This is a genomic window from Bradyrhizobium sp. CCBAU 51627 (genome assembly GCF_028128765.1).
Classification (GTDB): Bacteria; Pseudomonadota; Alphaproteobacteria; order Rhizobiales; family Xanthobacteraceae; genus Bradyrhizobium.
This window is the reverse complement of record NZ_LBJG01000087.1, coordinates 127,883-140,857: the sequence shown is the minus strand read 5'-3', so window position 1 is coordinate 140,857 and position 12,975 is coordinate 127,883. Positions and strand designations below refer to the sequence as shown.

Here is a 12,975-nt window from a genome sequence, read left to right as displayed (position 1 = left end):
TTGCGGGCGGCTACTGCAGTCGGGCGATGCATACCGAGATCTCCACGACACCGGCCATCTCATGGACTTCGTCCACGATGCCCTGCGCAACGCCGCAGTTCGCCTCGATCGCCTTGACCACCGCCGCGGGCGCGTCCTCGCTGAGAGCGAGCTCGGTGTGCCCGCGCGACACCAGCAGCCCGGTCCGCACCTTGTCGATCGTGATCTTTTCGCCTTTCTTCACTTGGGCGGCCCCCAGCAGTGTTGCTTCGAACGCCCGCGATTTCGTCGTCGGCAGACGCGTGAAGAGATCCTGGGCGACGAGATCGAGCCGCCCTTTGTCCCAACACTTCTCGAATTGCGGAGTCGCCCTTTCCAGAAAATCCGCTCCCATGAAATCAAACCCCTTCGAAAATAGGCCTGTAGCGCTTCGATCGGCCCTGGCTGATCTCCGCAACCAAACCGAGCATAGCTAAGCTCGCCAAACGATTGTTCCAAGCCGTCGGGCTCTTGACGGGATCCGTGGCCGCGAAATCCCGCATCAGTTCGCCGGCGTCGGTCTCACGGCGCTGCTGCACCAGGTCGAACGTCAGGCGCTGCTTCGGGTCGAGTTCTCCGAGGGGGGCCGCTTCGATGACTTCGTCGCCGCGTGCGACGCACGACATCAGAACGCCGCCACGACGGCTCAGGAGATCCTCGAGCTCTTCGCGGACGCCGGCGTTCACGTTGGCGACGACCGGATAGAAATTGGAGCGTCGGCTGCGGATCGCGTCCCGGAACGCCAGCACGCTCTCCCGCAGGAAGCTGGAGGTCGCCACGTTGACCCATTCGAAGTTCAACAACACCGGCGTGACCACCGGCGGCTCGCTGGCTGTCGCCTTGAGCAGGTCCGCCAGCACCATCCGTCCGGTCGTCGCTCCGGACAGGATTTCGCCACCGCCCAACTGGGCCATATTCAGAATCATTTTTATCCTCACGTGTGAGACATGAGATAGCCGAACTGCCCTCACTTCGCAAGGATCGCCCCAAAAAATAGGGGAGTTATCCCGGGCTACGACTCGACTCGCTTGTTCATGATGTGTTCTAATTTAAGGATGACCGACCGCCCCGCCAGCTGGCGCATGCCGACCGAAAAGCAGATGAAGAAGCTCGCCGCCACCGTCTCCGTCGGCAGGAGCGTGCCAGGATCGCCCGCGGTCGGTCCAGGTGACCCGATGCCACCCGAATACTGGCAGGCCGTCCTCGACGACGCTTCCGTCGACGCCAAGCCGATCGGCGCCCCAGTTCGGACGCAGCGGCTCGGCGATATCGGGCGGCACCTGCTGCGGGTCGCCTGCCGGCCGCCAAACCGCATGGTTCGAGGATTTTGAGAACTGGCACATCCAGACGTTCTGGGCAGAGGTCACGCAACACGCAAAAATACTCGCGGACAACCGCGATCCCGAGGCATCGCGGGTCGGGAAGCGCTTGACGCGGACGCTGGACGGAACGGGGGATACATCGTCTGCACAGTTCATATCTCGGCCTCACAACAGAGGGTCCCGCTCTTCCGATGAAACTGGAAAGCTTGAACGGCATGTTCGCTGATCATTGGCCAAAGCGGCACATCTGAGGCGAGGCGCGCGGGAAGGCGTCTCGAATACTTCAAGCCAGCAGAGCCGGGTGGAACACGTGGACAAGCTCCAGCTCTGCCGATTGCGAATCCCTGCTGCGTGCTAACCGCTTGGAACGAGCAGGCGGGCGGTAGGATTCGTCCCGGCAGGAGCGATCTCGATGCTGATGACGAAGGAACGACGGCCGGCGATCCGGACGCTGCGCGGATGGGCCATCAGCGTGCTGCATGAGGCCGGCGCCATCCACGAATGCGAGGAGCACGGGTGGATGCGGGACAGGGCCGATCCGCACGCCCGACAGCGAGCTTTCGACGCCGCCCGTCAGAGTCCCCCGGCCGGGATCTCCGCCGATGACGCCGTCGAGGAAGTCCGTGACGTGCTGGATTCGATCGGCGACACTTGCCCGGAGTGTCCGGCGGAATAGATCGCGGGGCGTCTGGATAGCGCGCCGCCGACGAGCCTGCACGTCGCGCGGGTGTTCGGCGACGCCACCTTTACAGCCCGAAGGGGTAGGTGTCCGGGACGCCGGTAGGGCGATGTTCCAGTTCTAAGGGACACACGGCATGCGTTTCGTCGAACCACACGAATGCGTCGAACTGCTGAGGCAGCGAGGCTTCCGCGTAGTGGCTTTTCAGCTCGGTGTTTGGACGGTAGATGACGCCGATGAAGCGTTCGAGGCGCGGCTCGAGCAGGCGACGCCGGAGACCTTCGTCCCGGCGGAATTCGAGCAGGCCGCTCGCCGCACCCGCGTCGTGCAAGAGACGTTCATAGCTGTCCGACCGGGAAGGCCGCACCGGCATCACTTCCATTTCGGCGTCCCAGTCCGACGCGGCGGCGACAGTGCCGGTGTGCGTACCGAATCCAATTAAGGATGCTCCTTCGGCGAACTTCTCTCGGCAAAGCTGCCCGATGTTGAGTTCGTCACGGACGGCGCCCATCTCGGTATAGCGGGCGTCTCCGATATGGGAGTTGTGGGCCCAGACCACGGCCTTGGATCGGGGGCCTTGCGCGTCCAGAATATGGCCCAAGGTCTCGAACATGTGCGTGTCGCGCAGATTCCAGGATTCGGCGCCGCCACAGTACATGATGCGATAGTAGCGCTCGGCCGCGGCGATCAGCCGGGCGTTCTGGGTGGCGTCCAGGAAGCTGTCCGGATCGTTCGCGGCGTAGTCCAGTTCCTTCTTCAGGATATCTTGGCACTGTCGAAGGATCTCCGCCTCGCATTTCCGATAGCCTTCGGTCAGGACGGCGCGGCCGTAGGTCGAAGGCTCTCGCTGCCAAGGCGTCAGGCATCCGTAGCGTTCGCGGGCTACCGCCGCGGCGTCGGGATCCACCTCGTTGAGGAGGCGAGAACGGCTGCGATCGAGCTCCGCATGTTGTAGATGTCGAGGCCATAGAATCCCGCCCGCTCGCTCGCCGGCTTCGCGTCATTGTGTTTGCGCATCCATTCGACGAACGCCGCGACATCTTTATTGCGCCACATCCAGGTCGGGAAGCGTTCGAAGGGCCGCTCGCGCGTGCCGCGGGATGTTCTGTGACGAACATACCGGTCGACGGCAGCGGCATCGGGCCAATCCGCTTCCACCGCAACGATCTTGAAGCCGTGCTTCTCGATCAGGTGGCGCGTGATCGCGGCGCGCGCCTGGTAGAACTCCGACGTGCCGTGGCTGGCTTCGCCCAGCAGAACGACTCGGGACTGCGCGAACCGATCCAGAAAACCCCCGAAGGTGGGATCGTCGAAGTCCGGCAAGGGCTCGATGGCGGCGCCAATCATTTCCGGCAGCGAGCGGAAGCGCGTGCGCCCGGGGACGTGATTGCTGGCGGAGCGCGTGCCGTCCTCGGCCCATCCGTGCTCTCCGATCAGGGGCACGAAGCGGACGGCGCCGAAGGTTTCCTCGGCATATTTCGTCTCGCTCAGACGCGTAATGCGCAGCAGCGACTGTTCGTTTTCGAAATCGCCGACAGGTATGACGAGGCGCCCGCCGACGGCCAGTTGCGCCTTGAGTACATCCGGTACGGTCGGACCGCCGGCGGCGACCAGAATGGCGTCGAATGGGGCTTCTTGCGGCAGGCCGCGGGTGCCGTCACCGGTATGAACAATGCAGTTATCGTATCCTAGCGCCGCGAGACGCTGTGCGGCGATCCTCGCCAGATCCTCATGTCGCTCGACGGTGTGGACCGTTCCAGCGAGCCGCGAGGCGACCGCCGCGGCATAACCCGAACCGGTGCCGACCTCGAGCACCTTGTCTGCCGGCTTCAGCTCGGCCGCCTCGCTCATCAACGCGACGATATAAGGCTGCGAGATGGTCTGCGCGTTCGCGATCGGCAACGCACAATCCTCATACGCGAATTCCTCGAAGCCGGATTCGACGAACCGCTCGCGTGGGACCTCTGCCATGGCATCCAGAACGCGTCGATCGCGAATGCCGCGGCCGGCAAGTTGCACCTCGACCATGCGATTGCGAGGTGGGGCGGATTCGGCCATCGCAGCACCTCCTTCGAAGTTCTGATGCGAGAAGCCAATCGGGAGAGGCCAGCTCGGTTCCTTTCGATGCGCCGAGTGCCCGCCAAGCCGTGGCTAAGTCGCCGGTTCGGGCTTGCCTGCGAGCGACGGACCGGGGACTCGCGCAATCTCCTGCCACGCCAGCGCCAATATGATCCAGCGTTGCCGTTCGGCTCCATCGGCCTCCGCAGCGAGCTTCATCGCCGCGACCGCCTCGCGCTCGGGGTCGTACTCGATGTCCATTGGCGATCTATAGACGCCGTTGGTAAATGATCATGGGAGCGATCGGACCGTAAGAATCCGGTGGCCGTGAACGTGATGACTTCCAAGTCTCCGTAAGCGCCAAACCTTACGTCGCATATTGATCCCAGAGAGTGGCGCCCCGCTTCGGACCACTACTTGCTGCGAAGTGACAGGCTGATGCGCGTAACGATGTCGTCCCAGTCGTGCTCCTCGCTGGCGGGGTAGTTGATCAGCACGCAATGAACCAGCCGGCGGGCGAAGTTGCAGCGGTCGTACCAGACCTTGTCCCCCTTGTAGCTGGAGACCGCGAAGAAGCGGGGTGTCACCCGCTTGTACTGAATGCGCGACGGTGGACCTTTTTTCGCGAGGAAGGCGGCCGGGGAATCGTTGGCGACGTTGGGGGTGGCCTGTATCGTGAGGTCGGCACGGCCGTCGGCGGTCCGGAAATGCTGCCCAAATCCATCCGGTCGACCCGCCTCCTCGGTGAAGATCGAGGACGAGAAGTCGACCGAGGTGCCGGTCTGAGGGATGCTGTAGGTCGTCCATCTGACCGGTTGCGCCGCGACGGCCGACGCGGAGGCAGCGAATGCAAACGCGATCGCCCACGCTGTCGCTCTCATCCAAATCTCCTTCCGTCCGCCCCCGGCGCTTTGCTGCGCGCGGTGCCTTGAGAAAGGCTGAACGACCGGCTCCGTTCCAAGAAGTCCGTCTGTCGAAGAGCTACAGCCGTCCGCCTTCCTCGACCGGGTCGTTGGACTCCAGCCACGTCAGGGCGGTCTCGATTTGGCGAGCAATCTCTCGATTTCATCGCGCTCGTTCGGGCCCGGATCGTTCTCCAGTCGCTCGAGCAGCTGTTGCTTCTGCGCGAGCAGGTTCGTCACCTCGACATCGCACTTCCCTCCAGCAGGCTCCTTCAGGGTTCAGGGTGGTGCGCCGGCGTGCCTCGTTACAGTGGCGCGGCCCTCCCTCAGAAGATTCCGAGGAGGGCAAAAACCGCGACTTCGCCGACGAAGGCGATGGTCATGACGGCAACGGTGAGAACCATGTCGCCTAACGGCATGCTGGACATTGGCTGCGCCTCGCGTTGCAGCCCCTGTCCTGAATTCATGAGGGCATGAAAAGGTTTCGGTTCCCGAAGTCCGATTCCGGATATAGCGTCCGCGCGGGCAGGAAGTTCGAGCGGGGGCGCGGTATGCGAATCCTTGAACTATCGTGCTGGTGCGTGACGGCGGCCGGTCTGCTCGCCATGATCACAGTCGTTGCTCTACTCTGAAGCGGGAGGAGACCGCTCCCTCAGAGAGGAGCCGATCCCATGTTGAGAAGCTGCGAGACGGCGGTGACAAGCTGGGCGGGGGCGAAGGGCTTGGTGAGCAGAATGCTCTTGGGCACTCCCAGCCTCGCCCATTCGTCCGCAGCTGCGCCGGTCATGTAGACGACGGGAAACTCCGGATCCCGCTCCCGAACGAGACGCGCGAGGTCCCAGCCGCTCGTCTTGCCCTTCAAGTTCACGTCCGTGACGAGTGCCCGGAATTCATAGATGCCACTTTTCAGAACGGTCGCGGCTTCTTCCGCCGACGACAGGATCTGCGGCCGGAAACCGGCTTCGGTCAGCGCCTCCTCAACCATTTCCTGGATCTGGTAGTCGTCCTCGGCCACGAGGATGGTGAGAGATTCGGTCACCGGGCGCCCCTGCTATAACGGCGATTCTACGCGGCGCGGGCAACCGAGTTCCCATAGAACTGTTCAAAAGTGAACATTCGGCAGACCGGCACCGCAACGCTTTTTGGCCTCGAGTGTTGGTAAGGGCGAGGAGGATAGCTGGCTTCGATGAGCAATCCGGACCGCCCCGACGACCTGCCTGGCCGCGCGATCGCAGCCGAGATCGGCGAACGGCTTGGCCAGATGTTGCGCGTCGACAGGGAGCTTCCGCCTTCCCTGAAGTCCCTGCTGGAACGATTGCGAGTCCTAGAGCGCGCGTCGTAATTAGCGAGGGTTCGCGCGCACCCGAACGCATAATCCGGGATCCTGCCGCTCGTAGGAGATCTCGCCTTCAAGCTGCTGCGTGAGAAGCTGGACGATCCGCGACCCCAGGCCGCCGGGTGCGGCGTCATCCGCCAGACCGACGCCGTTGTCTGCAACCGACAGCTCGATTTCATCCGCATTCGAAAGCGTGACCGTGACGTGACCTGCCCTGTCGTCGGGAAAGGCGTACTTCAGGGAGTTGGTGACGAGCTCGTTGGCGATCATGCCGATCGCAAGGGCCTGGTTGTGCGGCAGGAAAAAGTCGCCACAGACCACCTGGAAGGCGACGGGCCCCGACGGTGCCAAGGATTGGAAGACCTTCTCGACGACGTCGTTCAGGAAGTAGCGCATGTTGACCGAGCGGGAGTCCTGCTTGACCGAGAGGTGGTCGTAGACCTCGGCCATCACCTGCAGCCTTCGGGCGGTGGCCTCGAGCGCGGCCGCGAGTTCCGGGCTGCCGTGTCGCGCCTCCAGCCGGATCATGCCCCCGAGGATGGCAAGGTTGTTCTTGGTCCGATGCGCCATCTCCTGCAGCAGCAAGGCCTTGGTCTTGTCGGCCAGCATGACCCGCCGGAGCTCCGCCCGCTGGAATTCAGCGACCGTGGCGGTCCCGGCCGCGGTGATGGCGAAGAGCGAATTCGTGGCAAGGAAATCGAGGCCGATGCTGCCCGCGTAGCTGACGTAGGCGCCGACCGCCACGGCAATCGCGGCCGCGAAGATTCCCGAGCCTCGATCGAAGATCAGGCCTGACAGGAACACGCCGGGGAGCAACAGGAAGTAACCGGGCGCGCCCGTCTGCATCTGAAGGGCCATCTGCAGGACGGCGCAGACGAGCATGATGCAAGCCGAGATGCCGTAGCGGACCACGACCGGAAGCGAGTGCTCCAGAACCAGCGGATAGAGCCTGTTCATGGATTGAAAACTACTTGCCGCGGACAGCCGTTCCTGCCGGGGCCTTCATTCCACTTGACCGGCTCATCCGCAAAAGCCGTCGAAACCAGGAACGCGCCAGCCTTTGCGCCGTTCGATGCGAGACACATGCGTTTCGTCAAGAGTCAGCAGTGAGCATACTTCTCGTCGAGGACGACCCTCTGATCCGCGAATTCGCCGTCGAGGCGCTGCGCGAGGCGGGCTATCACGTGATCCACGCCAGCACCGGCGAGGAGGCGCTGGCCTGGTGCGAACGGCGCGTCGCGGACGTGCTGGTCACCGACGTCAGGCTGCCCGGACAAGTGGATGGGTGGCAGATCGCGGAGAGATACCGTGAGCAGGATCCGGAGCTGCCGGTCATCTACGCCACCGGGTTCTCGCCCGTTCCGCCACGCCCGGTCCCAGGCAGCCTCATCTTGAGAAAGCCTTTCCATCCGGAGGAGATCGTCCGAATGGTCAAGGAGCTCGGCCAGGAAAAGGGTGCACCCCCGGCCTAGCCGTTTTGTGGCCGCCGAGCCTTTCGCAGATCACGCAATCCAACTTTCTGCGCAGGAACGAAGGTGCCGGTGCCAAGTTTTCCCGGTGCCCCTGCCCCAGGGGCGAACCCCGTACTGGCCCCAGCTCATAGCCCCCTAGCCCCCCAGAGCTGGGGCCTTCATACCGGCGGGATATCGTTTGGGAGAGCTTCAGGGAAATCGCTCGCCGCCCACTACTCGTCGGCCGCGGCAGCGGTGGAATCCTGGCTGCCGAGCAGCTTCAGCGCCGTCTCGATCTTTGAAAGCAACGCCTGGATCTCGGCCCGTTCGTTCGGACCCGGATCGGTCTCAAGGCGCGCGATCAACTGCTCTTTCTGAGCCAGGAGCTTCGCAACAGCCGACATCTCATCATCCCCACAGGAACCGACGGAGAAAGGGCCGCTCGAGAGCGGCCCTTTCGTAGCTCACCAGCTCCGGGTACCGAAGCTGAAACCGATGCTCGGGCCACCGCCATAGTAGCCGTAGCCGCGATCGTAGTAGCCGGGGCCGCCATAGTAGCCGTAGCTCCGGCGGACCACGTACCCGTCGTCCCCGCCGTAGTAGCGCTGGACGTAGCGGGGACCGCGGGTCCGGTAGCAGCGGCCATACTCGTTACAGACGAGACGGACCTGCTCGGTGGCACCGAGCCCGGCCGGCGCGATGGCCGCAGGGGCGAGCGGGGCGGCATTCGCGGACGCCGCCATCAGGGTCGCCGTGAGCGCTCCTAACACGATGGTCTTCATGGTTCTTCTCCTCCGTTGCGAGATCAATCGATCTCTTCGATGACGCGACGTTCATGGGGTTCGACTATGTAGGTGCGGCTATCCCGGTTGATGTACCGGTACTCGCGAAGGGTCGGAGCATCCCGATAGACCTCCTCCGGGAAGGCCTCGATCTCCACGCCCTCCGGCACGCGCTCGCCGGTTCGGATCTCGGTCCGGACCGAGCTGCCGGTGGTCACCCGCTTCTCGCGCTCGACCGGGCGCGCCTTGGCGTGCTTGCGGACGACTTCGCGATCGCGATCGCTGAACGTTACCTTGCGCTGCTGCGCAGGCGCCGGCGCGGCTGCCGTCGAGCGGCCGGAGTACGGCAGGACCGTCACGATCTTGTAGGTCGACGGCTCGACGATCACGATCTCGTCCTTCACCAGGACGAAGTTGTAGCCGCGATACTGCGGCACGATCTCGACGACCTCGGCCGGCAGCGGCTGCAGGTGGATGTCGCGCGGGACCACGGTGCCCACCGACAGGGAGAAGTTCACGTTGGTGAGCGGCTGCACGTTCAGGTGCGAGATCGACGCGCTGATCCGGGTCCGCTGCTGGTCGTTGATGTTCACCGACGCGTTCACGTTGGTGTTCGACGAACGATCCGCGGTGTTCTGCTGATTGTTCGGCTGCTGGGCGGTGTTGGTCGAGCCGCTACCGGTGGGCGACTGCGCCTGGTTGGTGCCCGAAGCGGGCGGATTGGAGCTCTGCGTCGTGCTCGACGGCGTGTTGGTCTGCGCTTGGTTGGACGGCGTCGCGGACTGATTCGCCGGCTGATTCGTCTGGGCCTGGTTCGTCGAGTTGCCCGAGGCCGGCGCCTGCGTGGTGTTGGTGCCCGTCCCGGAATTGGACGGTTGGCTACCGGCGGTCTGGCCGGTCGACGACGGCGACTGGCTCTGAGCCGAGTTGCCCGACGGAGTGGTCTGAGCCGAGCCCGACGAATTCGAGGGTGTCGACGTCGAAGAGGACGGCGTCGACGTGGAGTCCTTCTGTTGCTGCGTCGCGGACGGAGTGGAGCTCGACGTGCTCGGAGACGACTGCGCGAACGCCGAGGTCGCGATGGCGACCGCAGCGGTCGTAGCCAAGAATAAACGCTTGTTCATCTGAAACCTCCCAAATGTGGACGCCGATCAACCCTCCGCGCCTCCTTCAGTTCCAAACCGGGAAATTTCGGCAATTGGCGCGGAATCGATGCCTCGGATTTTTCCGGTGACCGGAGATGCTGCTTCGCGGAATGGCCAGCGAGCGTTAACCAAGACGGCGTCCGCCGCGGCGTCGATCAGATGCCTGGGCGCGAGTGTCACTGGGGCATGTCGGCTGGTCGCGTATCTTTTTATACTTTCCCTCGCCGCCCGAGCTGCTACGACTTACCCAACACAAAGCGGCGGGGGCGGCCGATGAAACGACTGAAGGATTCCTTGGGGCAAGTCGGCAACCCGACCTGCCCCAATTGCCGCATAGCCATGAAGTGGTTTCGATCCGAACTCGTGCGGGACAATCCCGCGACGATGATTGCGCACCTCTTCGTCTGTCCCAATTGCAAACGCGCCCAACGGCAGGACACGGATTTCACAGCGGTCATCGTGCCGCCCGACCACCTGACCGGACCGCGATTTCAGATCATCGACGGGGGTAAGCAGGCCACCTGAAAGCTCTTCTCTTCATGCCGCCGCGACCGGGAATAAGTGGAACTTCGGCCGCGCCAGCCTCGTTAGCAGTCACCACTTATGGACTGCTTTAGGAGGACACCATGAAGAAGCTGATCCTGTGCGGCGCGCTCGCCGCTTTCGCTCTCGGCACCCAGGCCGCCAGTGCCGCCGAGTTCTACATCGTCCGCGACGCGACCACAAAGAAGTGCACCGTCGTCGACACCAAGCCGACGACGACCACCACGACGGTCGTGGGCAATGGCGTCTACAAGACCAAGACGGAGGCCGAGTCCGCCGTGAAGACCACCAAGGTCTGCACCGAGCAGTAATCCGGCGGCTCTATTCCGAAAAGCCGATTTGACGAACGGCTCCTCCGGTACGCGGACGAGCCGCTTTCGTTTCGGCCGAACGATTCCTTCGGCAGGCGTTGCCTGTCAGCGACCAGCTCGCGATATCGCTCTTCGTATTCCCTCGCCATTCGGCTCGCGACGAATCGCTCCTCGAACCGGGCGCGGACTTTTCGTCGATCCAAGCGGACGACCTGCTCGATCGCCTCGATCGCCTGCTCCTCGCCGTCCACGATGAAGCCGGTGACGCCGTCCTCCACGACTTCCGGCACCGATCCGGAGCGGTAGGCGATCACGGGCGTCCCGCAGGCCATCGCCTCGATCATCACCAGGCCGAAGGGCTCGGGCCAATCGATCGGAAAGAGCAACGCGGCGGCGCCGGCGAGGAACGGCTGCTTGCGGGCTTCGTCCACCTCGCCGATAAGCTTGATCTCTTCGCCGTCGATCTCAGGCTCGAGCTTCTTCTTGAAATATGCCGTCTCCGCGCGAGGAATCTTGGCCGCGATCCGGAGCGGCATTCGGACGGCGCGGGCGATGCGCATCGCAGCTTCCGGCCCTTTCTCCGCCGTCAGCCGCCCCAGAAAGGCCAGGTACGACCCGGCTTCGTAGGAGGGACGAAACAGGTCCTTGGGCAATCCGTGCTGAATCGTCGCGATCCAGTTGGCACCCGGAAGCGGACGGCGCTGATTGTCGGAGATGGAGACGAAAGGGGCGCCAGCGAACGTCCCGATCACGTCGGACAAGCCAGGAAGGTCGAGCCGGCCGTGCATCGTCGTCAGAAACGGCACGCCGGTCCGGCTCAGCACCGGCAGGGGCAGCCAGTCGACGTGAGAATGAATGACGTCAAATTCGTGCGCACGTTCGGCGACGGCCTCGATCAGCAGCGAGCAGGCGGCGTTCGGGTCGACCCCCCGTCGCCCCAGACGCAACGCGCGGGGCCACACCGTGTGGAGCTTGGCCTTCGTGCGGGAGTCGCCGCTCGCGAACAGGGTGACGTCGTGTCCGAGTTCGACCAGCGCATCCACCAGCCAGGCGATCACCCGCTCCGTGCCGCCATACAACTTCGGAGGAACGCTCTCGGCCAACGGGGCAAGCTGCGCGATCCGCATCGATCAGCTCCCGACCACGAACCGCAAGCCGATCACGACGATCGCGGAGATGAGAAATGAAATCGCGAGCAGCGTCCAATAGGGCCTTGTGCTTCCGCGGGCTACACGCGCGACGAGCATTTTGAGGGTCCTCAACATCCGTCCTGGAAGAACCGCTGCCGGTAAGCAATCCCGAAGCCGGCGAGTGCTTCGGTATCGCTCTCATGCTCTTCTCCTCGCTTTTGCAGATGGCGCTCGAGAAGGCAGCGCCTGCTGTCCTGCGGATCGACGTCGGGGTGGCGCGCCCGGTAGACGGACCACGCTGTCTCGGTGGCGTTCTTCAGAACCACGTCGTCGACCATCTTCAAGCTCCCGCGGCCAATCCAGTCGCTGGCAACTCAAGACGGTGAGCAAAGTTTCCGGTTTTTCCCGGTCCGCGAAGTCAGTCGGAGAGCACGCGCATTCAGCATGCTTTGGCACGTGCCCGCTCGCGTGCCGCACGGCGACGCTGAAGGCGCTGGCTTCTGCCAGAGCGTCTGGCGACGAGAAGCGGAGAAGCCGGCGTAGCCGAAGCCGAAGGCTCCGCTGCCAGGACGGCGCTCTCCACCGGCATCTCGGCAGGCCTTGCTTCCAAGAATTCGAGCACGCCGCGGCCCTTCTCGGTGATACGCCATCCGCCATTCAGACGTTCGACCAATCCTTGCGAGAAGATATCGAGAGCGGGCACGCGAGCAGCGAGGCGCTTGGTCCGCTCGGCCCAGTCCCGCCCGCTCGTCGCCAGAATCGCCATATCGCGCTTGAGGTCCGCCATGAGGGCGAATCCATCGGGATAGCTCACCAGGATCTTGAGCACAGTGACCTGGAAGTTCACCCCAACCCTCCGCCTATCGCCACATCGTCGGAGCGTCGTGAAGGGCCTCGCGTCCCACCTGCTTGAGCCTCTCCGGCGAGCTGTCGCCGTTCGTAGCCGCTTCCAGTATCCTTGACGCGACATGGGTGCGCGCCTCGGTTTCGTAGCGCGAGACGTCTTCGCAGACCTCGTCAAATACGGCGCGCAGAAGCGCGGTCGTGGCCGGATCGAACATGGGAGCCCCCAACGCAAGAAGAGTTAGCTTACTGCGGGAATGGTGTGCGGAAAATTCAACAAAGTTAACGCCGGCCATACGCTGCTATGCACCGACCGAGCACTTCCGGGCGGCATCAGCTGAGACAACCTAAAACCGGCCGCCCAGCAGCCCGCCCGCCCAGCGGCACCACCGGGACCGGCGAGATCCGCTCAGCCGAAGTCAACGAAGGTCGCCTCCAAGACGCGGCCTTTTCCT

19 protein-coding genes and 1 pseudogene are annotated in these 12,975 nt (G+C 63.8%); 6 read left to right on the top strand and 14 right to left on the bottom strand.

Features of this window, described 5'->3' with window-relative positions:
* Positions 1–10 precede the first annotated feature (10 nt).
* Positions 11–373 (bottom strand): hypothetical protein, encoded by a 363-nt coding sequence (locus XH88_RS32170; protein ID WP_271672229.1) that lies wholly within the window; start codon positions 371–373, stop codon positions 11–13.
* Between the two features lie 4 nt (positions 374–377).
* Entirely contained in the window at positions 378–932 is a 555-nt protein-coding gene (locus XH88_RS32165) for a hypothetical protein (RefSeq protein ID WP_271672228.1), read from the bottom strand.
* 141 nt (positions 933–1,073) lie between these two features.
* Here XH88_RS32165 and XH88_RS32160 point away from each other — a divergent pair, with 141 nt between their 5' ends.
* Together XH88_RS32160 and XH88_RS32155 are read left to right on the top strand one after the other, a co-directional pair.
* Positions 1,074–1,349 carry a hypothetical protein gene (locus XH88_RS32160; RefSeq protein ID WP_271672227.1) on the top strand — a complete coding sequence of 92 codons (276 nt, stop codon included), beginning with the start codon at positions 1,074–1,076 and terminating at the stop codon, positions 1,347–1,349.
* A gap of 403 nt (positions 1,350–1,752) precedes the next feature.
* Positions 1,753–2,016 (top strand): hypothetical protein, encoded by a 264-nt coding sequence (locus XH88_RS32155; protein ID WP_271672226.1) that lies wholly within the window; start codon positions 1,753–1,755, stop codon positions 2,014–2,016.
* A 70-nt stretch (positions 2,017–2,086) separates the two neighbouring features.
* On the opposite strand, the pseudogene XH88_RS32150 reads toward XH88_RS32155, so the two are convergent.
* The 4 genes and pseudogenes from XH88_RS32150 to XH88_RS32135 form a co-directional block, all read right to left on the bottom strand.
* Positions 2,087–4,077 (bottom strand): annotated as a pseudogene (locus XH88_RS32150) (protein-L-isoaspartate(D-aspartate) O-methyltransferase).
* Between the two features lie 93 nt (positions 4,078–4,170).
* Positions 4,171–4,338 (bottom strand): hypothetical protein, encoded by a 168-nt coding sequence (locus XH88_RS32145; protein WP_271672225.1) that lies wholly within the window; start codon positions 4,336–4,338, stop codon positions 4,171–4,173.
* A gap of 152 nt (positions 4,339–4,490) precedes the next feature.
* A complete protein-coding gene (locus tag XH88_RS32140) occupies positions 4,491–4,958 on the bottom strand; it encodes a hypothetical protein (RefSeq protein ID WP_271672224.1) in 468 nt (155 codons plus the stop codon).
* A gap of 673 nt (positions 4,959–5,631) precedes the next feature.
* Positions 5,632–6,018, bottom strand: coding sequence for a response regulator (locus XH88_RS32135; RefSeq protein ID WP_271672223.1), 387 nt, complete (start codon positions 6,016–6,018; stop codon positions 5,632–5,634).
* Positions 6,019–6,165: 147 nt separating this feature from the next.
* Here XH88_RS32135 and XH88_RS32130 point away from each other — a divergent pair, with 147 nt between their 5' ends.
* Positions 6,166–6,321, top strand: coding sequence for a hypothetical protein (locus XH88_RS32130; protein WP_271672222.1), 156 nt, complete (start codon positions 6,166–6,168; stop codon positions 6,319–6,321).
* On the opposite strand, the gene XH88_RS32125 is transcribed toward XH88_RS32130, so the two are convergent.
* Positions 6,322–7,227 (bottom strand): sensor histidine kinase, encoded by a 906-nt coding sequence (locus tag XH88_RS32125; protein ID WP_271672221.1) that lies wholly within the window; start codon positions 7,225–7,227, stop codon positions 6,322–6,324. It lies immediately after the preceding gene.
* Between the two features lie 194 nt (positions 7,228–7,421).
* Here XH88_RS32125 and XH88_RS32120 point away from each other — a divergent pair, with 194 nt between their 5' ends.
* On the top strand, positions 7,422–7,787 hold the full coding sequence (locus tag XH88_RS32120) for a response regulator (RefSeq protein ID WP_271672220.1): 366 nt from the start codon (positions 7,422–7,424) through the stop codon (positions 7,785–7,787).
* A 212-nt stretch (positions 7,788–7,999) separates the two neighbouring features.
* Here the strand turns inward: XH88_RS32120 and XH88_RS32115 are convergent, their stop codons facing one another.
* From XH88_RS32115 to XH88_RS32105, 3 genes are read right to left on the bottom strand one after another with little or no spacing between them, the layout of a single operon-like run.
* Positions 8,000–8,170: a hypothetical protein gene (locus XH88_RS32115; RefSeq protein ID WP_271672219.1), complete on the bottom strand. Its 171-nt coding sequence runs from the start codon at positions 8,168–8,170 to the stop codon at positions 8,000–8,002.
* A gap of 60 nt (positions 8,171–8,230) precedes the next feature.
* The gene (locus XH88_RS32110; protein ID WP_271672263.1) at positions 8,231–8,548 is read right to left on the bottom strand and encodes a hypothetical protein; all 318 of its coding nucleotides are present in this window, start codon (positions 8,546–8,548) and stop codon (positions 8,231–8,233) included.
* A gap of 23 nt (positions 8,549–8,571) precedes the next feature.
* On the bottom strand, positions 8,572–9,672 hold the full coding sequence (locus XH88_RS32105; RefSeq protein ID WP_271672218.1) for a DUF1236 domain-containing protein: 1,101 nt from the start codon (positions 9,670–9,672) through the stop codon (positions 8,572–8,574).
* A gap of 294 nt (positions 9,673–9,966) precedes the next feature.
* On the opposite strand from XH88_RS32105, the gene XH88_RS32100 reads away from it, so the two are divergent.
* Entirely contained in the window at positions 9,967–10,218 is a 252-nt protein-coding gene (locus XH88_RS32100) for a hypothetical protein (protein ID WP_271672217.1), read from the top strand.
* A 101-nt stretch (positions 10,219–10,319) separates the two neighbouring features.
* On the top strand, positions 10,320–10,547 hold the full coding sequence (locus XH88_RS32095) for a hypothetical protein (RefSeq protein ID WP_271672216.1): 228 nt from the start codon (positions 10,320–10,322) through the stop codon (positions 10,545–10,547).
* On the opposite strand, the gene XH88_RS32090 is transcribed toward XH88_RS32095, so the two are convergent.
* From XH88_RS32090 to XH88_RS32075, 4 genes are all read right to left on the bottom strand, one after another.
* Entirely contained in the window at positions 10,484–11,674 is a 1,191-nt protein-coding gene (locus tag XH88_RS32090; RefSeq protein WP_271672215.1) for a glycosyltransferase family 4 protein, read from the bottom strand. The two genes, XH88_RS32095 and XH88_RS32090, sit on opposite strands and share 64 nt — an antisense overlap.
* Before the next feature lie 131 nt (positions 11,675–11,805).
* Positions 11,806–12,015 (bottom strand): hypothetical protein, encoded by a 210-nt coding sequence (locus XH88_RS32085; protein WP_271672214.1) that lies wholly within the window; start codon positions 12,013–12,015, stop codon positions 11,806–11,808.
* Between the two features lie 101 nt (positions 12,016–12,116).
* On the bottom strand, positions 12,117–12,524 hold the full coding sequence (locus XH88_RS32080; RefSeq protein ID WP_271672213.1) for a hypothetical protein: 408 nt from the start codon (positions 12,522–12,524) through the stop codon (positions 12,117–12,119).
* 13 nt (positions 12,525–12,537) lie between these two features.
* Positions 12,538–12,738 carry a hypothetical protein gene (locus XH88_RS32075; protein WP_271672212.1) on the bottom strand — a complete coding sequence of 67 codons (201 nt, stop codon included), beginning with the start codon at positions 12,736–12,738 and terminating at the stop codon, positions 12,538–12,540.
* Positions 12,739–12,975 lie beyond the last annotated feature (237 nt).

What these genes read in the sequence shown, in the direction of transcription:
- XH88_RS32075 (WP_271672212.1), bottom strand. Translation starts at nt 12,738, where the DNA reads ATGTTCGATCCGGCCACGACCGCGCTTCTGCGCGCCGTATTTGACGAG.
- XH88_RS32160 (WP_271672227.1), top strand. Translation starts at nt 1,074, where the DNA reads ATGACCGACCGCCCCGCCAGCTGGCGCATGCCGACCGAAAAGCAGATG.
- XH88_RS32095 (WP_271672216.1), top strand. Translation starts at nt 10,320, where the DNA reads ATGAAGAAGCTGATCCTGTGCGGCGCGCTCGCCGCTTTCGCTCTCGGC.
- XH88_RS32140 (WP_271672224.1), bottom strand. Translation starts at nt 4,958, where the DNA reads ATGAGAGCGACAGCGTGGGCGATCGCGTTTGCATTCGCTGCCTCCGCG.
- XH88_RS32090 (WP_271672215.1), bottom strand. Translation starts at nt 11,674, where the DNA reads ATGCGGATCGCGCAGCTTGCCCCGTTGGCCGAGAGCGTTCCTCCGAAG.
- XH88_RS32130 (WP_271672222.1), top strand. Translation starts at nt 6,166, where the DNA reads ATGAGCAATCCGGACCGCCCCGACGACCTGCCTGGCCGCGCGATCGCA.
- XH88_RS32115 (WP_271672219.1), bottom strand. Translation starts at nt 8,170, where the DNA reads ATGTCGGCTGTTGCGAAGCTCCTGGCTCAGAAAGAGCAGTTGATCGCG.
- XH88_RS32145 (WP_271672225.1), bottom strand. Translation starts at nt 4,338, where the DNA reads ATGGACATCGAGTACGACCCCGAGCGCGAGGCGGTCGCGGCGATGAAG.
- XH88_RS32105 (WP_271672218.1), bottom strand. Translation starts at nt 9,672, where the DNA reads ATGAACAAGCGTTTATTCTTGGCTACGACCGCTGCGGTCGCCATCGCG.
- XH88_RS32165 (WP_271672228.1), bottom strand. Translation starts at nt 932, where the DNA reads ATGGCCCAGTTGGGCGGTGGCGAAATCCTGTCCGGAGCGACGACCGGA.
- XH88_RS32100 (WP_271672217.1), top strand. Translation starts at nt 9,967, where the DNA reads ATGAAACGACTGAAGGATTCCTTGGGGCAAGTCGGCAACCCGACCTGC.
- XH88_RS32110 (WP_271672263.1), bottom strand. Translation starts at nt 8,548, where the DNA reads ATGAAGACCATCGTGTTAGGAGCGCTCACGGCGACCCTGATGGCGGCG.
- XH88_RS32170 (WP_271672229.1), bottom strand. Translation starts at nt 373, where the DNA reads ATGGGAGCGGATTTTCTGGAAAGGGCGACTCCGCAATTCGAGAAGTGT.
- XH88_RS32085 (WP_271672214.1), bottom strand. Translation starts at nt 12,015, where the DNA reads ATGGTCGACGACGTGGTTCTGAAGAACGCCACCGAGACAGCGTGGTCC.
- XH88_RS32155 (WP_271672226.1), top strand. Translation starts at nt 1,753, where the DNA reads ATGCTGATGACGAAGGAACGACGGCCGGCGATCCGGACGCTGCGCGGA.